Source organism: Microbacterium sp. P03, from assembly GCF_043556235.1.
GTDB lineage: Bacteria > Actinomycetota > Actinomycetes > Actinomycetales > Microbacteriaceae > Microbacterium.
In genome coordinates this window covers 169,399-191,464 of the sequence record NZ_JBIGIM010000005.1, presented here as the reverse complement: position 1 = coordinate 191,464, position 22,066 = coordinate 169,399, and the positions used below count along the sequence as shown (strand labels likewise).

At 69.1% G+C, this 22,066-nt stretch carries 25 protein-coding genes; 6 read left to right on the top strand and 19 right to left on the bottom strand.

All coding sequences use genetic code 11. From position 1 onward, the window contains the following. The first annotated feature begins 148 nt into the window (after positions 1–148). Positions 149–502 (top strand): ATP-dependent DNA ligase, encoded by a 354-nt coding sequence (locus tag ACFXOO_RS13890; RefSeq protein WP_378841841.1) that lies wholly within the window; start codon positions 149–151, stop codon positions 500–502. A 9-nt stretch (positions 503–511) separates the two neighbouring features. Here the strand turns inward: ACFXOO_RS13890 and ACFXOO_RS13885 are convergent, their stop codons facing one another. From ACFXOO_RS13885 to ACFXOO_RS13875, 3 genes are all read right to left on the bottom strand, one after another. Next, entirely contained in the window at positions 512–1,219 is a 708-nt protein-coding gene (locus ACFXOO_RS13885; RefSeq protein ID WP_378841839.1) for a GAF and ANTAR domain-containing protein, read from the bottom strand. Positions 1,220–1,241: 22 nt separating this feature from the next. Next, entirely contained in the window at positions 1,242–1,946 is a 705-nt protein-coding gene (locus tag ACFXOO_RS13880) for a GAF and ANTAR domain-containing protein (RefSeq protein ID WP_378853743.1), read from the bottom strand. A gap of 126 nt (positions 1,947–2,072) precedes the next feature. Further along, entirely contained in the window at positions 2,073–3,149 is a 1,077-nt protein-coding gene (locus tag ACFXOO_RS13875) for a fatty acid desaturase family protein (RefSeq protein WP_394563900.1), read from the bottom strand. 204 nt (positions 3,150–3,353) lie between these two features. Here ACFXOO_RS13875 and ACFXOO_RS13870 point away from each other — a divergent pair, with 204 nt between their 5' ends. Next, positions 3,354–4,097, top strand: coding sequence for an alpha/beta fold hydrolase (locus tag ACFXOO_RS13870; protein ID WP_394563899.1), 744 nt, complete (start codon positions 3,354–3,356; stop codon positions 4,095–4,097). Positions 4,098–4,152: 55 nt separating this feature from the next. On the opposite strand, the gene ACFXOO_RS13865 is transcribed toward ACFXOO_RS13870, so the two are convergent. From ACFXOO_RS13865 to ACFXOO_RS13845, 5 genes are all read right to left on the bottom strand, one after another. Further along, entirely contained in the window at positions 4,153–5,100 is a 948-nt protein-coding gene (locus ACFXOO_RS13865; RefSeq protein ID WP_394563898.1) for a manganese catalase family protein, read from the bottom strand. Between the two features lie 121 nt (positions 5,101–5,221). Continuing rightward, positions 5,222–6,136 (bottom strand): carbohydrate ABC transporter permease, encoded by a 915-nt coding sequence (locus ACFXOO_RS13860; protein ID WP_394563897.1) that lies wholly within the window; start codon positions 6,134–6,136, stop codon positions 5,222–5,224. Beyond that, positions 6,133–7,023, bottom strand: coding sequence for a carbohydrate ABC transporter permease (locus tag ACFXOO_RS13855; RefSeq protein ID WP_378841827.1), 891 nt, complete (start codon positions 7,021–7,023; stop codon positions 6,133–6,135). The genes ACFXOO_RS13860 and ACFXOO_RS13855 overlap by 4 nt, the downstream gene beginning before the upstream one ends. A 2-nt stretch (positions 7,024–7,025) precedes the next feature. Continuing rightward, a complete protein-coding gene (locus tag ACFXOO_RS13850; protein ID WP_378841824.1) occupies positions 7,026–8,321 on the bottom strand; it encodes an ABC transporter substrate-binding protein in 1,296 nt (431 codons plus the stop codon). 128 nt (positions 8,322–8,449) lie between these two features. Continuing rightward, complete coding sequence (locus ACFXOO_RS13845) at positions 8,450–9,130, bottom strand: PhzF family phenazine biosynthesis protein (protein ID WP_378853735.1); 681 nt, start codon at positions 9,128–9,130, stop codon at positions 8,450–8,452. A 120-nt stretch (positions 9,131–9,250) separates the two neighbouring features. Between ACFXOO_RS13845 and ppk2 the strand changes: the two genes are divergently transcribed. Then, positions 9,251–10,144: a polyphosphate kinase 2 gene (gene ppk2 / locus ACFXOO_RS13840; protein ID WP_378841820.1), complete on the top strand. Its 894-nt coding sequence runs from the start codon at positions 9,251–9,253 to the stop codon at positions 10,142–10,144. A 42-nt stretch (positions 10,145–10,186) separates the two neighbouring features. Here ppk2 and ACFXOO_RS13835 read toward each other — a convergent pair whose 3' ends face one another. From ACFXOO_RS13835 to ACFXOO_RS13815, 5 genes are all read right to left on the bottom strand, one after another. After that, entirely contained in the window at positions 10,187–10,948 is a 762-nt protein-coding gene (locus tag ACFXOO_RS13835) for a ParA family protein (protein ID WP_378841818.1), read from the bottom strand. A gap of 115 nt (positions 10,949–11,063) precedes the next feature. Beyond that, complete coding sequence (locus tag ACFXOO_RS13830) at positions 11,064–11,360, bottom strand: hypothetical protein (RefSeq protein WP_378841816.1); 297 nt, start codon at positions 11,358–11,360, stop codon at positions 11,064–11,066. A 1-nt stretch (position 11,361) separates the two neighbouring features. After that, positions 11,362–12,714, bottom strand: coding sequence for an APC family permease (locus ACFXOO_RS13825; protein ID WP_378841814.1), 1,353 nt, complete (start codon positions 12,712–12,714; stop codon positions 11,362–11,364). A gap of 360 nt (positions 12,715–13,074) precedes the next feature. After that, positions 13,075–14,547, bottom strand: coding sequence for a phytoene desaturase family protein (locus ACFXOO_RS13820; protein WP_394563896.1), 1,473 nt, complete (start codon positions 14,545–14,547; stop codon positions 13,075–13,077). After that, positions 14,544–15,041, bottom strand: a complete 498-nt coding sequence (locus tag ACFXOO_RS13815) for an SRPBCC family protein (RefSeq protein ID WP_378841812.1) — start codon at positions 15,039–15,041, stop codon at positions 14,544–14,546. The genes ACFXOO_RS13820 and ACFXOO_RS13815 overlap by 4 nt, the downstream gene beginning before the upstream one ends. A 215-nt stretch (positions 15,042–15,256) precedes the next feature. Here ACFXOO_RS13815 and ACFXOO_RS13810 point away from each other — a divergent pair, with 215 nt between their 5' ends. Both ACFXOO_RS13810 and ACFXOO_RS13805 read left to right on the top strand, forming a co-directional pair. After that, positions 15,257–15,712: an SRPBCC family protein gene (locus tag ACFXOO_RS13810; protein WP_378841810.1), complete on the top strand. Its 456-nt coding sequence runs from the start codon at positions 15,257–15,259 to the stop codon at positions 15,710–15,712. A gap of 26 nt (positions 15,713–15,738) precedes the next feature. Further along, complete coding sequence (locus tag ACFXOO_RS13805; RefSeq protein WP_378853725.1) at positions 15,739–15,933, top strand: hypothetical protein; 195 nt, start codon at positions 15,739–15,741, stop codon at positions 15,931–15,933. 34 nt (positions 15,934–15,967) lie between these two features. On the opposite strand, the gene ACFXOO_RS13800 is transcribed toward ACFXOO_RS13805, so the two are convergent. Continuing rightward, complete coding sequence (locus tag ACFXOO_RS13800) at positions 15,968–16,537, bottom strand: hypothetical protein (RefSeq protein ID WP_394563895.1); 570 nt, start codon at positions 16,535–16,537, stop codon at positions 15,968–15,970. Positions 16,538–16,587: 50 nt separating this feature from the next. Next, entirely contained in the window at positions 16,588–17,727 is a 1,140-nt protein-coding gene (locus ACFXOO_RS13795; RefSeq protein WP_394563894.1) for a zinc-dependent alcohol dehydrogenase, read from the bottom strand. Between the two features lie 211 nt (positions 17,728–17,938). Between ACFXOO_RS13795 and ACFXOO_RS13790 the strand changes: the two genes are divergently transcribed. After that, on the top strand, positions 17,939–18,256 hold the full coding sequence (locus ACFXOO_RS13790) for a hypothetical protein (protein ID WP_394563893.1): 318 nt from the start codon (positions 17,939–17,941) through the stop codon (positions 18,254–18,256). Here the strand turns inward: ACFXOO_RS13790 and ACFXOO_RS13785 are convergent. The 4 genes from ACFXOO_RS13785 to ACFXOO_RS13770 form a co-directional block, all read right to left on the bottom strand. Then, positions 18,253–18,519: a hypothetical protein gene (locus ACFXOO_RS13785; protein WP_394563892.1), complete on the bottom strand. Its 267-nt coding sequence runs from the start codon at positions 18,517–18,519 to the stop codon at positions 18,253–18,255. The two genes, ACFXOO_RS13790 and ACFXOO_RS13785, sit on opposite strands and share 4 nt — an antisense overlap. 145 nt (positions 18,520–18,664) lie before the next feature. Next, on the bottom strand, positions 18,665–19,366 hold the full coding sequence (locus ACFXOO_RS13780) for a hypothetical protein (RefSeq protein ID WP_378853715.1): 702 nt from the start codon (positions 19,364–19,366) through the stop codon (positions 18,665–18,667). A gap of 77 nt (positions 19,367–19,443) precedes the next feature. Beyond that, positions 19,444–20,736: a hypothetical protein gene (locus ACFXOO_RS13775; RefSeq protein ID WP_394563891.1), complete on the bottom strand. Its 1,293-nt coding sequence runs from the start codon at positions 20,734–20,736 to the stop codon at positions 19,444–19,446. Beyond that, the gene (locus ACFXOO_RS13770) at positions 20,733–21,950 is read right to left on the bottom strand and encodes a glycosyltransferase (protein ID WP_394563890.1); all 1,218 of its coding nucleotides are present in this window, start codon (positions 21,948–21,950) and stop codon (positions 20,733–20,735) included. The genes ACFXOO_RS13775 and ACFXOO_RS13770 overlap by 4 nt, the downstream gene beginning before the upstream one ends. Positions 21,951–22,066: the final 116 nt, after the last annotated feature.

Here is a 22,066-nt window from a genome sequence, read left to right as displayed (position 1 = left end):
GCCACGGCCTGGTGTGTGAGATCGTTGGACTATCAGTCACCTGTCGGGAGCGGACTGCAGCGGTTGCTCCTCGCGCGTGGACGGCTCACCTTCGAGCCGTTGCCCCCAGACCTCGGAGCCCTCTGATCCCCACATCGAGAGGTCTGTCATGGGCAAGTTCATCTACGACTCCACGATCAAGGTCGATTTCGACGATCGCCTCCTCGCACACCTTCAGCTCGTCATCGGAGCGAAGCTCCGTCGCGGCGAATCGTTCCACTTCACGTGGCGCGACGAAGCGAGCGTCGGCAGCGGACGCACGATGGTCTGGGTGCACCCCACCGTCTCGTTGGCGTACAAGTTCTACGGCAGCAGGCAGCCGCAGGTCAATCGGGCATGGGTCGAGGCCCTCATGTACACCGCGAACGCCCCGACCGGTCTCTACGCCGTGTCGGAGCCGCCGGAGGGGGCGCTGACGATCGCCGACGCGCTGAACCTCAAGCTCTCTCACGAGATGCAGTGAGGCCGGGCGTCAGAGGGCGAGTCGCCCCGCGATGATCTCTGCGGCGACGGTGCTGAGAGCGGTCTGCGACGACCGGGCGTGCGCGCGGATGAGGCGGAACGCGTCGTCCATGTCGACGTCTTTGCTCTGCGAGACGTAGCCCTTCGCCTGCTCGATCAGGACGCGACTGTCGAGCGCCCGCTGCAGTTGACCCTGGGCGATCATCGACTCCTCGACCAGACGCTGCTGCAGGATGCTGATCGTGGCGATGTCGGTCAGGGTCTTCGCCGCCGCGGCGTCGTTCGCGTTGAGCGCTCCGACGCGGTCGCCGAAGAGGTTGAGTGAGCCGATCACGGTGTCGCGGAGGCGCATCGGGATGGCGTGCAGTGACGCGAAGCCGGAACGGCGGGCGTCGGCGGCGAACTCGGGCCAGCGGTCCGCGACATTGCGGAGATCCTCCACCGACACCACTCGGCCGGTGGTGACGGCTTCGACGCAGGGTCCCTGCCCCGCCCGCAGCTGCATGAGACCGACGAATTCGCTGCGTTCGCTGGTCGAGACCAGCACCTCCAGATCGCCTGACGGCCCGACGATGAGGATGCCGGCGGCGCTCGACGCGAAGATCTTCGCGGACTCGTCGACCAGCAGCTGGAGAAGCTCGACGACGTCGAAATCGTCGACGAGCGAGTCGGCCAGTGTCGCCACGGTCTGCAGCAGTTGGTCTTCTCTTGTGCTCATAGTTGAGTGTATGCCGCTCTGTTCAGGGGATGAAGGTGAGTCGCCGCGCGACGACGTCGGCTGCGATGTCCCTCACGGAGCGACCCGAGGAGAACGCCCGCCCGCGCAGCACGAGGAGGCCCTCATCCACGCCGACACCGAGCTGGGCGGCGACCATTCCCGTCGCCTGATGCACTTCGCGGCGAGAGTGGGGGCCATCGGCCATGCCTTCGTCGGCGGTGTCGAGATCATCGAGCGCACGCCGCAGGATATGTCGCGACGCGATCGCCGCGAGCACCGTGACGTCCTCGATGTCGACGAGGGAGAGCTGCCGATGAGGCAGCGAGTAGAGGTCGACCGACCCGACCCCCAGGTCTCCCACGAAGAGCGGGAACGCGTAGACGGCGCCGACGTCGAGGGCGCGGAACGCCTCGCGCGCGCCGGGCCACCCGTCGCCGCCTGTGCGCCGGATGTCGGATTCGAGGACGGGCCGGCGTGTGCGCAGCGCGTCCCAGCACGGTCCTTCGCCGAGATCGATCTGGATCTCGTCGATGCGCGCCGCCACCGGATCGCTCGCGCAGACCACCTGGCTCCCGAGCGGTCGGCCGAGCGTGGAGATGGACGCCCCCGACACGCCGACGGCCCGGACGAAGGGACCGCACAGGTCGCCGTCTGATCCGGCGGTCGTGAGACCCCTCAGGGCCTGGGCGAAGTCGTCTCGATCATCGCCCGGTAATGACGCAGCCATGTACTCCCGCCTCGCCTCTGTCAGATGACGAGTCGCGTGGGTGATGGTGCCGTCGATCCGAGGCTACACGGGGGATGACGTTTTCCCGGGAGGGGGCCGTCGCACGTGAAGCCGGACGGGACTCCATCAGATCGCCCGTCTCTGAGCCACGAGCGGGCAGTCGAAGGGATCGCGCTCGCCGAGGCCGACACGGTTGATGTAGCGCAGCACGATGCCGTACGACTGCATCAGTCCGGTCTCGGTGTACGGGATGTCGAGCCGCTTGCAGTAGGCGCGCACGATGGGCGCCGCGTGCCGGAGATGCGGGCGCGGCATGGAAGGGAACAGGTGGTGCTCGATCTGGTAGTTGAGGCCTCCCATGAGGGTGTCGACGACAGGTCCTCCCCGGATGTTGCGACTCATCAGTGTCTGCCGCCTGAGGAAGTCGAGTTTGAGCGTCGCCGGAACCATCGGCATGCCCTTGTGGTTCGGCGCGAACGACGCGCCCATGTAGAACCCGAAGAGGCCGAGCTGCACGGCGAGGAACGCCACGGCGAGGCCGGGCGAGAGCACGATGAATACCAGGGCGATGAATCCGCCGAGCCGGAGAGTGATGAACACGATCTCGACCCACCGTCGGTCCACGTGGTCACGGTGCAGGACGCGGGCGATGCCGGACGCGTGGAGGGATACTCCCTCGAGCAGGAGGATCGGGAAGAAGAACGCTCCCTGATGGCTGACGAGCCACCTCGTCACGGGATTACGGCGGCGCGCGGCCTGCTCCGGGGTGAAGGAGATCACCGGGAGCTCGATGTCGGGGTCCGCCCCCTGCTTGTTCGGGTTGGCGTGGTGGCGGGTGTGCTTGTGTCGCCACCATCCGTAGCTCATGCCGATGAAGAGGTCGGCGATGATGAGGCTCGTCCAATCGTTCCACGTGCCCGACGCGAAGATCTGCCGATGGGCGGCGTCGTGGCCGAGGAACGCGATCTGCGTGAACAGCACCGCGAACCCTGCGGCGACGAGCAGTTGCCACCAGCTCTCGCCGACCCGGATGAACAGGACGATGGCAGCGGCCAGCACGATCGGCGTCAGCGCGAGCTTCGTCCAGTAGTAGCCGTATCGGCGGCGCATGAGCCCCATCGCCTGGATCCGCGCGGACAGCTCGGTGAAGTCGCTGGGGCCGGTCGATCGCACTCGTGTGGCGACCCGGGTCGGTGTGGTCATGGTGGCTCCGGTCCTGCGCTCTCGCGCATCGACGACGATGGAGTCGACCGAGGTCTGGGGCAACTGGGCTGAACCTACGTCCGTTCGCTGCTCGGGTGGTTGAGGGTTGACAACAGGGGTGTGCGCTGATCGCGCCTGCGAGGGGTACGGTTGCGCAGTGAACGAGATGCAGAGCGGGCCGGGTGCGCGGTGGATGCGACGCTGATGATCCGCGAAAGCGTCGTGCGGGTCGGCGGTCTCTCCTTCCGGGTGAGGTCGTCCGACGGCCCCGAGGGGACGAGCAGGACGTTCGTGCTGATCCACGGCATCGGTGCTTCGCACCGCTACCTCAGCCGCCTCCACGAACGACTCGCGGCGACGGGCTCGGTGCACTCGATCGACCTGCCGGGATTCGCCGGACTGCCCAAACCCGACCACGCTCCCGACATCGCCGAGACGGCGACCGCGCTCGGTGACGTGCTGACGCGGCTGGGCGTGGAGCGGGCCGTGCTGGTCGGGCACTCCATGGGCGCGCAGTGGGTCGTGGAGCTGGGCGCGCAGCGGCCGGAGCTGACCGCGGCGGTCGTGGTCATCGGCCCCGTCACAGACAGCGAGCATCGCTCAGCGCCGGCGCAGGCCGTGGCCCTGACCGCCGACGTCCTCGGCGAGACACCGGGTGCGAACGCCATCGTGTTCACCGACTACCTCCGGTGCGGCCCGCGCTGGTACGCGCGGCACCTCCCGTTCATGATCGGGTACCCGATCGAGGAACGCGTCGCCGCCCTCACGGCGCCGCTCCTGGTGATCCGCGGTGGCAACGACCCCGTCGCCGGCATCCGGTGGTGTCGGCGCTTGCGCGACAGTGCGGCCGAGGGCTTCGTCGCGGTCGTCCCCGGGCACCGCCACGTCGTGCAGCACACCGCGCCCGGTGCGGTCGCCTCCGCGATCATCGCCCACCTCCGCCGCTGACGACGAGCGGGCGACGACCGTGGTCGCCGCCCGCCCGTCGTTCCCGTCGTTCGGGCTACATCCGGCCGAACGTCGCGTCGATGTCGGACATCTCCATCGCGGCCGTGGCCTCGATGAGCGCCATGAGGTCTTCGTCCGCACCGGGCGCGAACTCCTCGAACCGCTCGGGCGAGATCGTCAGGGGAGCGCCCTCCGGTGCCTGCTGGCTCGCGTCGAGGGTGGTGCCGTCCTTCGACGGCGACATCCCCTGGAAGATCTTGCCGGCCTCGGACTGGTCTCCGAGGTCGAACGAGTACTGCTTGCTCTGCAGGCCGAGGTCGAGCAGCCGCTTGACCTCGGGGAAGCTCTCGGCATTGGTCTTCGGGATCGGCAACGTCTTGTTCCACTGCACGCCGAGCGTCTCGAGCGCCTGGGCGTAGGCGTTCTCGTGCGCCTGGTCGCGCACGATGAGGTAGGCGATCGTCGACCGCGCCGTCTTGTTGTCGGTCATCTCGTAGAGACGGCACTTCTGCAGGCGGCCGGTCGATTCGAGCATCAGGTTGTACAGCAGGTCGAGCACGAGGTTGCCCGAGTTGTACACGTAGCTGCCGAGCCACGGGTTGCCCGCCGCGTCCACGGGCATGGCGCCCTGCGCCCCCACGAGGTAGTGGTGGATGTTGCCGTGGTCCAGAGCGATGTTCAGCGGCGTGGCTCCACCTGCTCCGGGCTTGTCGAGCGGGTCGGTGAGCTTGCCGTGATACTCCGGAGCGCCGTCCAGCAGGCGTGAGATCGTCGTCCCGATCAGCTCGACGTGGCTGATCTCCTCGGTGCCGATGCCCTGGATGAGGTCGCGGTAGGGCTTGGCAGCGGGCCCGCGGAAGTTCATGCTCTGGAAGAGGTACTGCATCATCGTGCGCATCTCGCCGAACTGGCCGCCCAGGCCCTCCTGAAGGGCGTTCGCCGCCGCCGGATCCGGCTCGTCCTGCTCGATCTCGTTGATCAGCTGCTGCAAGTGGAAATACATCAGGGCCTCCTTGGCACGGGTTGTGTGCGCTCATCGTGCGTCGGAACCGGCCCGAAACCCGCGGGCCTGGACAACGCATGACCGAGTGCGTACGATCGCGCGCGCCCCGCAGCATCCGTCCCTATTTGATGCCGCTGCGCGCGAACCCGGCGATGAAGTACTTCTGGAAGAACAGGAAGACGATGGCGATCGGCACGACGTTGATGAGCGCGAAGGCCATCGTGGCGCCGTAGTCGCTGTTCGCCTGCCCCTGCAGGAAGAGCAGGCCGATCGGCAGCGTGAACAGCTGGTTCTCCTTGAGGGCGATGAGAGGCCAGGCGAAGTCGTTCCACGACTGCAGCAGGCCCATGAAGACCAGCACGGCGATGAGGGATTTCGACATCGGCAGCACGATGCGCAGGAAGATCTGGAAGTGGCTCGCGCCGTCGAGGCGCGCCGCCTCGATCAGTTCGCGCGGGATGCCGAGGATGAACTGTCGGGCGAGGAACAGGCCGAAAGCGGATGCTGCGCTCGGAAGGATCACGCCCCAGTAGGTGCCGTACAGCCCGAGGCCCGTGATGAGGCGGAACAGCGAGACCATGATCACCTGGACGGGCAGCACGAGGGTTGCCAGCGCAACGAAGAACAGCGCCGTCGACCCGGGGAAGCGCAACTGGGCGAACGCGTACCCGGCCAGCAGGCTGGTGGCCACCGACAGCGCGGTCACCACGACGGCGATCGCCACGGAGTTGCCGAACCACGTCGCGACCGGGAACGACCCGAACACGCGCTCGAAGTTCTCGAGGGTGAGTTCGCGCGGCCACAGCCGGAAATCACCGCCGCTGAGCAGCTCCGAGCGGGTGGAGAAGGCGACGGCCAGCATCCAGTAGAGCGGCGAGATCGTGAGCAGCCCGATGACCAGCACGATGACCGTGCGCACGACGGTCGCCCACCGCGAGGACCGCTGTTGGGCCGACCTCGGTCTTCGCGCGCTCGGCGACGACCCCTCGGGTGCGAGCGGGTCCGCTGCCGTCCTGTCCACTTCTGCGGTGCTCATTCGACGAGATCCCTTGTTCGGCTGGCGCGCCATTGACCGGCGGCGAACAGCAGCGCGAAGACGAACAGCACCATGCCGATGGCCGCCGCGTAGCCCTGGTCACGCGTGACGAATCCGGTGTCGTACGCGTAGGTGACGAGGACCGATGTCGCGCCACCGGGCCCACCGCCGGTCAGGACGAAGACGATGTCGAACACCTGGAACGAGTAGATGACGTTCAGCACGACGAGGAAGAACGTGGTGGGTCCGAGGAGAGGCACCGTCACGTGGCGGAATCGCTGCACGACATTCGCGCCGTCGAGGCGCGCGGCCTCGTAGAGATCCGCCCCGAGGCCCTGCAGGCCGGCCAGGTAGATCAGCATGTTGAAGCCCGTGCGCCACCAGACCGTCGCGATGACGATCGACGCGAACGCCGGTGCCGGCTGAGACTGCCAGTCGATGTACGGAAGGCCGAACAGCTGCGCGAGCTTGTTCAGCACCCCCGAGTTCTGGTCGAAGATCAGGATGCCGATGAGAGCCGTGGCGACGCCCGACACCGCCATCGGCAGGATGAGCAGCGATCGCAGCACGGGCCTTGCGGGCAGCGCGGAATTGAGCAGCACGGCCGCGAGCAGACCGAACAGCATCGACAGCGGTGTGACGATCACCGTGAACAGCAGCGTGTTCCCCAGCGAGCGCCAGAACAGCGGATCCGACGCGAGCCGCGCGTAATTGTCGAACCCGGTGAAGGTCCCCTCGCCGAATCCGTCCGTGCTCTGCAGGCTGACGATGAACGCGCCCGCGAGGGGGAGCAGCACGAAGATCAGCAGGAGTGCGTAGTTCGGCGCGATGAACGCGTAGGCGGCGAACGCCTCCTTGCGCGCACCGGCCCGGCGGGCGCCCGCCATCCCTATGCCCCGGTGGCCGCGGCGATGCCGCGCTGCAGCCCGTCGACGGTGGCCGAGGCATCCTGTGCACCGGTGAAGGCGAGATCGAGCTGCTCCTTCAGCACCGGGATGATGGCCGACATCGAGGGAGACGCGACCTGGGCGACGTCCTGCGGCTGCACGGTGCTGGCCTGCGCCGCATAGATCGGCGCGAGCTCGGGACGCACGTCGAACAGCAGATCCGAGTTGAGCAGATCGGCGCGGGTCGGCAGCAGCGACGCGGCTTGGCAGAACGATGACATCTGCGGGGCGTCGGTGAGGAACTCCAGGAACGACGCGGCGAGCTCCGGCTGGGCGGTCTGCGCCGTGGCGACCAGGGCGTTGCCGCCGAAGTCGCCGCCGCCGCGTACGTCACGGGGAGCGAAGGTCGCCGTCCAGTCGAACGACGCGGTGGCGTCGGCGTCGGGAAGCTGGAACGCCCCCGACCACACCATGGCGACCGACTGCGAGAACCAGGACTCGCTGGCGTAGCTCGACGAGGCGATCGTGTTGTTGGCGGGTACGTAGCCCTTCGAGAAGAACGAGCTCGAGAACTCGATGGCCTTGCGCGCGGCATCCGAATCGATCGCCGGAGTCTTCTGATCGGACTCGAGGAACGCGCCGTCGGCCTGGAACAGCAGACTCAACCAGCGCGTGACGCCGTTGCCCTGCCAGTTGTACGCGAACGGATAGCGGTCGGCAGGCAGTGCCGCGCGCAGGCGGTCGCCGATGTCGGCGAGCTCATCCCAGGTCCAGGCGTCTTCGAGCCTCTCGGGCACCTCGGTGATACCGGCGGTGGCGAGCATCTCGCGGTTGACCAGGATCGCCGACGTGTCGGTGTGGTGGGGGAGGCCGAAGACGCCGCCGTTGTTCTGCACCGCCTTCCACGCGGTCGGCGTGAACTGCGCCTCGCGGTCCGACGACAGCAGCGGCTTCAGGTCGAGCAGCTGGCCACGCCCCGCGTAGGCGCCGAACGTGTAGTACGGCACCCGGAAGATGTCGGGCGGGTTCCCCGCCTGCAGCTGGGCGTCGATGTTCGTGAACATCTGCTCGTAGGGCACTGCATTCAGGGTGACCTTCTGACCGGGGTTGGCGGCTTCGAAGGCGGCGATCGCGGACGTGAAGCCCGCGAGCTCGGCGTCGGTGCCCCAGGTCGTGAACGTCAGCGTGCCGGTGCGCGCGGAAGGGGTGCTCTGGGGCACGAAGCCGCATCCGGCCAGGAGGACGGGAAGCGTCAGCGCCCCGGCACCGGCGAGGAACCCGCGTCGGGAAATAGTCATGGCGTCACTCCATCGGTCGTCGAACCAGAACAGAAGTGAACGCCGCGAGTTGCGTCGCCTCCTGCAGATAACTTATGGGCGCTCGGAGCAGGCGAGGGCCATCGGAGACCGAAATGTGATGCGGGACCTCAGCGCAGCTCGATGGTCCGCGCGCTCGACACACGCCCGCCCACCTCGACCTGCTGACCGAGATAGCGATTGTGGGTGTACAGCCTCGAGCCCTGGCCCTGGAAGACCTCGAGGTCTCGACCCAGGGCGGCCGTGAGGCGCACCGCCGCCGACCCCGTCGCCTCGTCCTCGCGGATCCCGAGATCGGGCGCGAACATGCGTGCGCGCACCCGGCCGGCCTCCTCGTCGGCCCACGCCCAGACGTAGACGGCGCTGTAGCCGAACGCGTCCGGATCCACGACGCCGACTGCGGCGGGCCCATCGAGCTGCACGAGTTCGAACTCCGGGGCCCACTCCGAACGTGCGGTGACGAAGACGAGGTCGCCCTCCACCCGCACGCGGGCGCTGCCCGCGGGGACGTCGATCTGCCTGACGTCGTCACCGCTCGCGTGCAGCCACGCCGCGAGCCCCACGGTGGGGTGACCCGCGAACGGCAGTTCCCGCGTCGGGGTGTAGATGCGGGCCCGCGCCGAGCCCCCGGCGACGGCGTCGACGAAGATCGTCTCGCTGAACCCGAGGTCGGCGGCGATCTGCTGCTCTCGGCGCTGTGTCGCGGACGACGCCCACACGATGGCCAGCGGATTGCCGTGGTCGCCGTCCTCATCGACGAAGACGCGTACGACGTTCACGAGGAGGCTCACGAGAACCGATCCTCGCAGACATGCCCGAAACCCACGACGGCGCGCTCCGTTCACCGTCGCGTCACCGGCGGCGACGATAATGCCCGGAGGACACCCCACGGGTGGGAAGGGACGACGCGCATGGGCGACGGGTTGCAGCAGTACATCGAACAGCTCCGGGAGGAGGGGTACTCGGTTCGAGACGGTCACACTCCCGACCCCGACCTCATCGACCCGAACGGCGCCCCCGTCTACACGTGGCAGGAGGGGTATCCCTACGCGGAGCGGATGGACCGCGACGAGTACGAGTTCGAGAAGTACCGTCTGCAGGTCGAGCTGGTGAAGTTCCAGTACTGGCTCGAAGACCACGGCAAGCGCGCGATCATCTTGTTCGAGGGGCGGGATGCCGCGGGCAAGGGCGGCACGATCAAGCGCTTCACCGAGCACCTCAATCCCCGCACGGCTCGGGTGGTGGCCCTGGCGAGGCCCACCGAGCGCGAACAGGGGCAGTGGTACTTCCAGCGGTACGTGCAGCACCTTCCGACGGCCGGCGAGATCGTCATGTTCGACCGGTCCTGGTACAACCGCGCGGGCGTGGAGCGCGTCATGGGCTTCTGCTCGGACCAGGAGTACGAGACGTTCATGACGCAGGCGCCGCAATTCGAGCGGATGCTCATCGACAGCGGCATTCACGTCACCAAGTTCTGGTTCTCGGTCTCGCGAACCGAGCAGCGCACCCGCTTCGCTCTCCGACAGCTCGACCCCGTCCGTCGGTGGAAGCTCTCGCCGATGGACCTCGCGTCCCTGGACCGCTGGGAGGACTACACGGCGGCGAAGGAGGAGATGTTCCGTCGCACGGACAAGAAGCATGCCGCGTGGACGATCGTCCGGTCCAACGACAAGAAGCGCGCCCGCATCAATGCCATGCGCTTCTTCCTCGGGCAGTTCGACTACGACGGACGCGACGACGCGGTCGTCCGCGAGCCCGACCCTCTCCTGGTCATGCGCGGTCGGCAGGAGACGGCGGACGAATAGCCGACGGACGAGCAGCGGGGACGCCCTCCGCCCCCGCGGTGGTCAGCGCTTGCGCTTGCGCGCCTTCGGCGAGACCAGCGCCCGCACCTGACTCCAGAGCTCGCCGTACGCCTGCGCGGCTTCGGTGGTGGGAGCGTACGAGCCGAGCGGCGCGCGGTGCGTGCCCATCCGCTCGATGTGCACCGTCGCCGGCACGACCACGTCGGTGACGGCCGCCTGCGTGGCGGGCAGCTGTTCGACGGCTGCACGGTGCGCGGTCTTCCGGCGGTCGACCATCGACAGGAAGGCCACGACCGGCGCCTTCGAGACGGATGCCTCGACGAATTCGGTGACCTGCTCCAGAGAGCGCATCGACAGCGGCGAGGGCACCAGCGGCACGACGACCGCGTCAGCGGAGAACACCGCGTTCTCGGCCACCAGCGACGCCCCCGGTGGGCAGTCGAGGATCACGACGTCGTAGTCGGACTCCACCTGCTCGAGGATCTTCGCGACCCTCCGCTCAGACTTCTTCGCGTGATCGAAGACGAGGTCGAGATCGCGGTAGCTGGCGTCGGCGGGCAGCACGTCGAGATGGTCGAAGGCGGTGGAGCGGATCGCCGCCGACACCTTGCTGTCACCAGCCACGAGGGCTCCGACGCCGCCCTTCACTTTGGGCTTCACCTGCAGGAGGAAGGTGGTCGCTCCCTGCGGATCGAGGTCCCACAGCAGCACCCGATAGTCCTTCGCGGCCTCCCAGGCGAGGTTCACGGCGGCGGTCGTCTTCCCGACCCCGCCCTTCGTGCTGTAGACCGCGACGACCTTCATGCGCCGTTTCCCGTCGTTCGCAGCATTCCGAACCTCCACCTTCGCGGCCGCGGCGGGCCGTTGTGTCCCACCGTACTGATCCGCGGCACCCTCGCGGGGCTCGGGGGCCGGCCGATCACCCCTGCGGCCTGCGGCGCGGGGGCGGACGGTGCGGGATCGGTATGGGTTTGGAGGCGCCGTCGGGGCGGTCCTCCCACTCCTGGAGGCTGTCGAGGGCGTCGCCGACCGTGGCGAAGAGTACGGGCAGCGGGCGAGGGGGCACCCAGACCGCGTCGACCTGATCGTGCTCGTTCAGCGTGAGATGCGCCACGGGGTGCGCGCCGGGCTCCGTCGTGCCGGCGTACGTGATGACCCACGTGAAGAGGTCGGTTCGGTGCAGTCGGTACCGCTGTCTTCGCGCGGGCTGTCCCACCTCAGGCTCCGCCCGACGCACGACCTGCGGGCACGGCGTGGTGGTCGCCACGGCGAGCACGCGTCCAGCGGGAGAGGAAGTACAGCCCCACGCCCACGGCGAGGAGGATGGCCCCGAACAGCCAGACGATCGGACGCTGCTGCGTCATCAGCAGGATGCACGAGGCGATGCCGAGGATGGGGACGAAGGTCCACACCCGGAAGTGGGAGTGCTCCACGGTGTCGCGGCGGAGGACCAGCACCGAGACGTTGGCGCTGAGGAACACGAACAGCAGCAGGAGGACGACCGTCTCGGCGAGCGTGGCCAGGTCGCCGACGAGCGTCAGCAGCATCGCCACGACCGTGGTCGCCAGGATCGCCGCCCACGGGGTGCGACGCTTCGGCAGGACGCGCGAGAGCACACCAGGGAGCAGCCCCTGGTCGGACATCCCGTAGGCGAGGCGACTGGCCATGATCATCGTGAGCAGCGCGCCGTTGGCGACGGCGATCAGAGCGATGACGCTGAAGAGCCACGACGGGATGCCCACCCCGCTCGCCGCGACCACGGCGAGCAACGGCCCGCTGGAGGCCTCGAGTTCGTCGGCCGGGAGGGCGATCGAGCTCGCCAGCCCGACCAGCACGTAGACGACGCCCGCGGTCGCCAGCGCGGCGAAGAGCGCCCGCGGGTACATCTTGGACGGCTCTTTCACCTCTTCGATGACGTTGGCGGACGTCTCGAACCCCACGAACGAGTAGTACGCGATGATCGCGCCCGCCAGCACCGCCGAGGCGACGCCGGTGCCTTCGGGCACCTGAGTCACGCGCGAGATGTCGCCGCCGCCACCGGCCACCAGGAACGTCACGGCGACGACGACGATGACGAGCCCGCTGACCTCGATCGCGGTCATGACGAAGTTGGCCCCGAGCGATTCGCGGATGCCGCGTGCATTGAGTGCGGCGATGATTCCGAGGAAGACGATCGCGACGGGGACGGGCGGCAGGTCGATGAAGGTCCCCAGGTATTCACCGGCGAAGGCGAGCGAGAGACCCGCGGCGCTCGTGACACCGGCGGCCAGCATGCTGAAGCCGACGAGGAACGACACCAGCCGGTTCTTGAACGCCCGCTCCGCGAAGACGGCCGCTCCGCCGGCACGCGGGTATTTCGTGACGAGTTCGGCGTACGAGCCCGCGGTCAGCAGCGCCAGCAGGAGGGCTGCGAGGAGCGGTGCCCACAGCATCCCGCCGACACGGCCCGCGAGGACGCCCATGAGCGCGTAGATGCCGGCGCCGAGGACGTCTCCGAGGATGAAGGCGAACAGGAGTGGGCCGGTGATGCCGCGGTGGAGCGTGGACGGCGCGTCGGTATCGGTGGTCATCGGGCCACCGTAGGAGCCGGCCGGCGCTATGCGACTGCGGGTTGACAGCGCGCTTCGCCCGTGCGTCGGTGGGGCGGCTCCCGGCTCCCGGCTCCCGGCTGCGGATGGCTGCTGATCCCCGGCTGCTGCATGGCTGCTGATCCCCGGCTGCTGCTCCCGGCTGGTCGTGGCTGCTGCGCCCGCGTGTCGGCGGAGGCGGCGCGAACAGTCGCGACACGCCGCGCCGCGCCGGGACGGCCCGCGGTAGGCGGCGTGTCGCGACCGTTGGCACGGCCTGGGCCCGCGCACCCACCCGGGCGACCCGGCCGCTGCCCACCGCGCAGCCCACCGCGCAGCCCACCCAGCGCCGCGGCCGCGACCTCAGGGGCGCGGCGACAGGTCCGGCAGCGCGCGCGACCCGAATTCGTGCCGGAGCGCGCTCAGTGCGGCGAACCACCCGGCGAGGCCGTGCACGCCGGGCCCGGGCGCCACCGAGGCGGAGGCGAGGTAGACGCCCGGCATGGGCGTGCGCCACGGCTCGGCGCCGAGGACGGGACGACGGATGATCTGCCGCAGCGACGGTGTCCCGGCAGCGATGTCGCCACCGGGGTAGTTCGGGTTGTGCTGCTCGACCTCGACCGCGCTGCGGGAGCTCGTCGCGAGGATCGTGTCGCGGAAGCCCGGGGCGAATCGCTCGATCTGGCGGATGACCGCCTCCTGCCGGTCCTCGGCGCTGCCGGCGGGGACGTGCGTGTAGGTCCACAGTGTGTGGCGTCCGCGGGGTGCGCGCGATTCGTCGAAGACGGACGGCTGCGACGCCAGCACGTAAGGACTCTCCGGCAGGCGTCCGCGGCTCACGTCGTTCTCGGACGCGGCCAGTTCCGCCCGCGTCCCGCCGACGTGCACCGTCCCCGCCCGACGCACCTCCGCGTTCGCCCACGGCACCGGGTCGCTGAGCGCGAAGTCGATCTTCGCGACGCCGTCGCCGTAGCGGAACCCTTCGAGCGCCCGCCGATAGCGCTGCGGCATCCGCGACCCCGCCATGCTGATCAGCGCGCGCGGCGTGACATCCAGCAGCGTGACCCTCGCTGCCGGCAGTTCGCGCAGCGACCGTACGTGGCGCCCGGTGACCAGTTCGCCGCCGTGCGCGCGCAGGTCGTCGACCAGCGCGTCGACGATGCTCTGGCTCCCGCCGATCGGAATGGGCCATCCGCGTGCGTGCGCGTACGCGCCGAGCGTCAGCCCCGCGCCGGCGGCGGCGAGGCTGGGCTGGGGAAGGATGCTGTGTGCGGTGATCCCCGTCAGCATCGCGGGTGCCGCCTCGCCGTGGAAGCGCACGTTCCACGCCGGGGTGCCCTGCTCGAGGGTGCGGAGCCCGAAGGCGACGGCGGTCAGCGGGTCGCGCGGGATGCGCAGCAGCGGGGAGCCGGTGAGCTCGGCGACGGCGCCGGCGCGGTCGACGAGGGGCCGCATCAGCCGCTCCCATGCCCGGCCGTCGCGCCCCAGCTCTTCGCGGGTACGGGTGAGGTCGAGGTAGGCGATGCCGGCGCGACCCCCGTCGAGCGGATGCGCGTACGACACGTCCGGCGTGACGAACGGCACGCGTTGCGCGAGTCCGAACTCGCGGAAGAATCGCGACATGAACGCCAAGGGGTGCACGGCCGAACAGACGTCGTGCAGGAATCCGGGCAGCGTCAGTTCGCGGGTCGCGGCGCCTCCGCCGGCGCGGTCATCGCGCTCGTACACCCGCACCTTCAGGCCGGCGCGCGCGAGCGTCACGGCGGCGGCCAACCCGTTCGGTCCCGCCCCGACCACGACCGCGTCCACCTCGTCCCGCTCCCCGCTCTGCGTCACGACGCCGACGCCCACTCCGTCTGCAGCTCGCGCTCGGCCGAGGTCACATCCGACGGATGTTCCGACAGGCCTTCGGCGAGATAGGCCAGCCGATGCAGCGTCTCGCGGTTGCGCCAGTGCAGCAGCGCATCCATCAGCGTCTGCGGCACGTATCGTGCGGGACCGGCGAGAGGCTCCTCCTGCAGGCGGACGGCGCTGCCGAGACCGCGGGGTTTGACGTTGATGGTGATGAGGGCCTCTCCGATCGGCCAGCCTTTCGCCCGCATCACGATCAGCCGGGGCGGGTCGTACTCCTCGATGACCGTGGCATCGTCGATCAGCGCCGGCCAGACGCCGAAGGAATGGTGCAGGCGCGAGCCGACGTTCGGCCAGGCCTTCTCGACGTGGCGCATCCGCGATGCCCCCACCACCCAGGACGGGAACAGCCATCCATCGTCCAGCACCCGGAAGACGTCTTCGGGCGAACACTCCACGACCCTCACATTGCGCGACATCCCACGTCCTCTCCTCGGTGCCCGAGCGCTGCTGGGCGACGCCCCACTCTTTCGCGCGAGAAGGATACCGCCGAGGGTCTGGCCAAAACCTGCGCGAGCCGCTAGCTCCTCCCATCGAGGGTGATCGCTTCGGCGCCTGTCAACCCCGTCCCTATCGGGGCCCTCGTCCGGCTGAATAGACATGTACACCCCTGACGACGAGCAAGGAGCATCCCATGGTGCAGATCATCGAGACCGTAGACGTGGACGTCCCCGTCCGCACCGCCTACAACCAGTGGACCCAGTTCGAGAGCTTCCCGGAGTTCCTCGACGAAGTGGAGTCCATCACCCAGACCGACGACACCCACACCCACTGGGTCGTGAGCGTCGCCGGTGCGAAGCGCGAGTTCGACGCCGAGATCACCGAGCAGCACCCCGACGAGCGCGTCGCGTGGAAGAGCACCGGCGGGGACACCGACCACGCGGGCGTGGTCACGTTCCACAAGCTCTCGGACTCGACGTCGCGCGTCACCGTCCAGATCGACTGGGAGCCCGAGGGCCTGCTCGAGCGCGTCGGTTCGCTCGTCGGCGTCGGTTCGCACGCCGTGAAGAAGGACCTCAAGAACTTCAAGGAGCTCATCGAGAGCCGGGGCGCCGAAACGGGTGCCTGGCGCGGCGACGTCGAGGCGTGACCCCCGACGTGGACGACGCTGATCGGATGCTTCCTCCCGACGCCGCTTCGGAGTCCTCGGTCGACATGACCGACGAGGAGAAGCGTCGGGATCAGCTTCTGCGCGCGGCGGGGTCCACCGAAGAGGACGCGGCACCGCGCATCGAGACCACCAGGCGCGGCAACATCACGCGGATCGACATCGTGCCGGACGCCGTCGTGCGGCCCGGTACGGCGGACTGATCCACCGGCACCGTGTGCGCCCGGCTCCCTCGGGTCACCCGGGGGCTCGAAGGAGCCGGCGCACCGCTGCGGAGCCCGCCACGACGACCAGCACCCACGGACCGACCACGAGGATCGGGTCGAGCCAGGCGTGTTTCAGGTCGACGCGCCCGCGTCCGAAGCGTGAGGCGACGGGGTGGTGCCCGCGCTCGCCGAGCACACCGCTCTGGGTGATCGGATCGTCCGGACGACCCGACACGAGCGACCGGGCGTGCGCGGTGGCGGAGTCCACCCGATCGGCGGCGATCAGCAGCAGCCAGTGAGCGGTCTGGCCTTCGCTGTAGACGCGGTAGGCACGTCGACGGATCGCACCGGCCATACCGTGCAAGGGCTGAGCCGTCCCGAACACCGGTGTCAGGCGGAGGTGCTCGACCGACCTCTCGCGCCCACGCCCGCCCGCCTGCTGCGGGGGAAGCTCCTCGCGCGCCCCCGTGTCGATCCCCGGCTGCTCGCGGGGGAACGCGGGCCGATCGGCGTGGTCGAGATCGGCGCCCCAGCCGGGGATTCGCGCCCGCAGTTCGTCGGGCGATGGCCTGTGCTCGTGGTCTCGTGCGGTGTAGGGCATGGTGCTCCTTGCGGATGGTCGGCCGGCAGCGTTGCCGCGTGTGCGGCGGTTCAGGGTGTGATGACGGTCTTGATGCAGTCGTCGAGCTTGGATGAGAAGACGTGGTACGCCTCGGCGATGTGCTCGAGGGGCATGCGGTGGGTGATGAGCTCGTGGGGCGCGATGTGCCCGTTGCGGATGTGCTCCCACAGCCGGGGCCACTGCCTTTTCACCGGTGCCTGGTTGGTGCGGATGGTCAGGCCCTTGTTCACCGCATCGCCGAGCTTCACGGCGCTGAAGAGCGGCCCGTAGGCGCCCATCACCGAGACCGTGCCGCCCTTGCGGACCGCGTCGATCGCCCAGTTGAGGGCGACGGGCGAGCCTCCCTGCAGTTTGAGCTTGGCGGCCGTGACGTGCTGGAGGACATGGCCGTCCGCCTCGGCGCCGACGGCGTCGATGACGACATCCGCCCCCAGGCCGTCGGTCGCGTACTTCAGATGGCGGACGATGTCGCCGACCTGCCCGAAGTTCACGGTCTCGGCGAAGGCGAACGTCCTCGCCTTCTCGAGGCGGTAGTCCAGATGATCGACGACGATCACCCTTCCCGCGCCCATCAGCCAGCACGATCTCGCCGCGGCCAGTCCGACCGGTCCCGCCCCGAACACGACGGCCGTGTCGCCCTCCGCGATGCTCGCGAGCTGGGCGCCGAAGTACCCCGTCGAGAACGCATCGGTCAGCATGAGGGCATCCTCGTCGGAGATGTCCTCCGGGATGATCGCCGGGCCCACGTCGGCGAACGGCACGCGGACGCGCTCGGCCTGCCCGCCGTCGTAGCCGCCGGCCGTATGGGAGTAGCCGTAGATGCCGCCGACGGCTGTGGCGTTCGCGTTCACGTTGTGGCAGTTCGAGAACAACCCCCGTGCGCAGAAATAGCATGATCCGCAGTAGATGTTGAAGGGGACCATCACGCGATCGCCCACCCGGACGTTCTGCACCGACGAGCCGACCTGCTCGATCGTCCCGATGAATTCGTGGCCGAACGTGTGGCCCACCCGGGTGTCGGGCATCATGCCGTGGTAGAGGTGCAGATCCGAACCGCAGATCGCCGCGAGCTCGACGCGCACGATCGCATCGCCCGGATGGGCGAGCTCCGGTTCCGCTTTCTCTTCGACGCGGATCTGGTACGGACCGCGGTAGGCCATCGCCTTCATGTCGTCCCTTTCGTCGTCAGCACCATCGCCGTGCGGAGGGGTCGAGATCAAAAGGCTTGACAAACCGGATGCCTCACCCCCGCGTTCGCCGGGGCGGCACGGCGACCGCGGGGCGAGCACATCTCGGAGCTCAGATCAAGGGCGACGTCGGGACCGTGCCTGGTGGTACTTTTGCTGGCGGTCACCCGGGACCCGGAGGAGAAGGCAGCGCATGGGCACACTGTTCTACGATGACGCGCGGTTCGTCCTGGACGACCGGCTGCTGGCGCACCTGCAGATCATCATCAGCCTTAAGCTGCGCCGCGGCGAGAGCTTCTTCCTGTCGTGGAAGAGCAGCGAGTCCGAGGCTGAGGGCCGCAACGTGATCTGGATCGACAACGGCGTGCCGCTGAGGATGCGGTTCGACGAGTCGGAGACACCGAAGATCAACCGGGCCTGGGCTGAAACCCTGGCGCTATCGGCCAACACCAACAACGGACTGGTCATCACGGGCGAGAGCATCGAACCCGCCGACCAGCCGGAGGCCTAGCCCCACTCGAGCCACCAGTCCATGTCGGCGTGCTCGGGAGCATCCCGTGCCCCCTCGGGGCGGCTTTCATCATCGCCCGCGGCAGTCGCGGTCTGCTCGATGCGAACGGTGGTGTGCGGAGTGATGAGGACTTCCGCGCTCCCACCGGTGCCGACGTCGAAGCTCACGAATCCTCCACCGTCACGGACGGCGGAGAGGATCGCGGAGCGGACGTCGTCGATGCGCTCGTCCGACACCGCGAAGTACTGATCGTGGACGTTCACGTAGTACATCGGATCCACGTCCCCTCGGCGTCGAACAACCTGTGAGCGTCGACATTACGCAGATCCGCCCCGTGGAGCCCCCGGGTTGCCGGTGAGACGCGCCCGTGGTAACCGGCGTCCGCACCGATCCCCGCGCGGGTCCCGTTCACTCGGCGAGGCCGGCGCGGTCCACTTTGCGGTGATACCTCATGCCGGCCAGGCCGCCGAGGACCGCACCGATCAGGGCGACGGCCAAGGCTCCCAGCGCGGTCAGCACACCCGTGACCGTCGCGGTCTCGGGCGTCACGGGGATGCGCGGGAAGCTGTCGAGGTTCGCCAGGACGTCCCACTGGCTGCCGGCGATGGCAGTGACGGCCGCGACCACGATCGCGATCGCGACGGCCCAGATCCAGACGGCCAGGCCCTGCTTCGCACCGCTGAAGCGCGCCATCCGCCCCGCGACGTAGCCGCCCGCGAAATACGCGACGAGCAGGACGAGACCGAGGACGATCGCGCTGACCACGGCGATGGTGCCGGCGTTGTCGGCCGCCGCGTCGCCCGCAGAATCACCGGCGCTCACGCCGACGGCGGCGCCGACGGCGGCCACGATCGTCGCCAGGATGACGGCGGCGCCCGTGGCGGTGAGCCAACCGAAGAAGGCGGTCCCGAACTTGATGCCGCCGAACTTCGCCTTCTCGCGCGCATGGACATCGCGCAGCAATGCGTCCTTGCGCTCGCCGGTCGCGACCTCGGGGATGTGCGCGTCGCTCGTCACGCCCTGGGGCGCCCGGTCGGCGTCGTCGTGGGACGTGTGCGCGTCCACGCGCCCGATGTCACCCGTTCTGCGCTCGGCGGGGGGATTCAGCATGTCGGCTCCGATGATCGTGAGTGGTCGGATCACTCTGGGGGCGCGGAGCCGGTTCGCGTGAGGCGGTAGACAGGGCATCACTCCCGCGCTACAGTCCGAGCCCATCGGGCGGCGACCGGTGCGGCATTCGGGGCGTATGCCCGCCGGACGGCCTCTGCCATCGGCGTCTCGGCCGGTTCGCCGGCGGAGACGTCGAAGACACCGGCCTCATACGTGACGGTACGATCCGCGGAGGCGTCGACGCTCGTGCAGAGGGTGTCCCAGTCGAACGATCCCAGGAGGCTCCACGCGGTGACCGCGCAGACGATGCTTCCGTGCGACCGGGCGTGCTCGACCTCGCCCAAGGCGGCCTCCCACCAGGCGACCCGTGCGACCGCGTCGCCGTCCACGTGGATCTCGGTCACGGCGACGGCGCCTCCGTAGCGCGCCGACGTCTCCCTGATCAACGACGAGAGCGTCGGCGCGACGGCCAGGGCGACGTCGGAGGCCGCGACATCCGCATATGCCATCCGGCCGTTGCTGCCGTGGTCGGCGGGGTCGAAGAGCTCGCGTCGGTGATCGAGCCATCGATTGCTGCGCGGGTAGTGATTGATGCCCAGGACGCCCGGTACGGATGGGTGGTCGACGAACCATGCCAGAGCTGCGGCATCGGCGCCCCCCGACGAGGTCAGGTAGTCGTGCAGCGGATGCTGCGGCGTGACCTTTCCGCTGAGCAGGTCGTAGGTCAGCCAGCGGCGGTCGTTCTCGAACGTCACCTGATCCTCGAGCGGAGGGGTGCCGGTCGCTCGCCCCAGGTCTTCGGTCTGGATCAGTCGCGCCGCTGGATTGACCCGACGGATGCTGCGCATGGCCAGTACGGTCGCCCGGGCCTGCAGCACCAGCATCCGCACGAAAGATCCGTCGTTGCGACCGTGCGGATACCAGTGACCGTAGAGGCCGGAGAAGCGGGCGGTCGTGAGTGGCTCGTTGATGGGCGTGTAATCGTCCACCCACGGGTACCGGCGGGCGACCGCCTCGGCGTAGACCGCGAACCGCTCCGGAAAGCCCTCGTCGTCGAGGGACGTCCACGCCGGGCCGCTCCCGTGGTGCAGCAGTCCGACGACGGGGCGCACGGGACCGGCACCCAGGTGCCCGAGGGCCCGGTCGGACTCGCGGAAATCGAACACCCCGCGCACGGCTTCGACGCGCTCCCAGAGCACGGGGTAGCGCAATCGTGCGATGCCCAGCGTCACGAAACGGTCGAGGTCAGCTTCGATCCGAGCAGAGTGTCCGCTGGCATCCAGCTGGCTGTGGAACCGCCCGCCCACGCGATTGTGCGTGCACTCGATACCGCCCCAGACCTCGGGGCGCGTGAGCGGGCCCGGCGTCACCGCACGTCCGCCGCGTTCTCGCGCTGCCCTTCTCCGACCGGGCCGGCGGAGGGCGGCTCGGGCAGCGATCTCTGCTCCAGCGCGGCCATCTGCTCGAGCGCGGCCATCCGGCTCCAGATCGAGTCCCAGGACACGTCCTTGAGAGCGTTCGTGACGGCACGGAGCCGCGTCGGGTCGTCCTTCACCCCGACGGCGGCGTCGATGGCCGCCGCGAACGCCGCCGCGTCGTCGGCGATCGCCACGAGCCCCGGCTCGCCGTAGGTCCGCACCACATCGAGGATGCCGGTCGACACGACCGGGAGTCCGGCGGCGAGATACTCCGGCGTCTTCGTCGGACTGATGAACCGGGTGGCCGCGTTACGCGCGAACGGCATGATCGCGACATCCCACTCGGCCATCAGATCCGGAAGGTCGGCGTACTCGCGCAGGCCCAGGTAGTGGATGTTCGCGCGCCGGGGGAGCTCGGCGGGGTCGATCTTCACGATCGGCCCCACCATGACGAACTGATGATCGGGGCGCAGGTCCGCCACGTCCGCGAGCAGCCCGATGTCGAGCCGCTCGTCGAGCACGCCGGCGAAGCCCACCCGCGGACCCGTGGGCAGGTCCATCACCTCGGTGAGGCAGTCCGTCGCTCCGTGGATGTGATGACGGGCGCGGGCGAAGTGCGCCGCGTCGATCGCACTGGGGAGGCAGTGCACGTTGGGGTGCTTGGACCGCTTCGCCTCGTAGAGCGCCCGCCCGCCCGTCAGCACCAGGTCGGCGCGACTCAGCAGCTGCTTCTCGTTGAAGGCGAGGGCGGGCGGCGCGCCGTGGAAGGCGCCCAGCTCGTCCATGCAGTCGTAGACGACCGCGCCGGCGAGGTCCAGGGGCGCGACCGGCAGCGACATCGGGGTCTGGAACCAGAACGTCGGAGACGGCGTCCCGTGCTGCTCCACGAAGTCCGACAGCAGTCCGCGCTGCAGGGCGATCGCGTCACGGTCGCCCTGGTCCTCCGGGAGGACGGGCACGACCACGCGCACCCCACCCGCTCTGTCGGAGCAGCGCAGATGCGGCTCGACCCCGGCCTCGACGATCGCCTCCTCCACGAAGACCACGCCGCGTGTGCGGGCGAACCGACTCATGACGTGCTGCGGACGCTGGTAGACGAAGTCCCATCGCAGATGGGAGAAGCAGAAGAGATCGGCGGGCGGATGCTGCGCGGCACGGGTGTCCATCCGGTCAGTGTCGAGCTGCCGTCGATTTTCCCGGTGGCCCTTGACGCGGGATCGCGCCGTGGACTATCCGAACTCCTGTCCCGCGCGAGCGCCGTTCACGGCAGCGCAGGCATCGG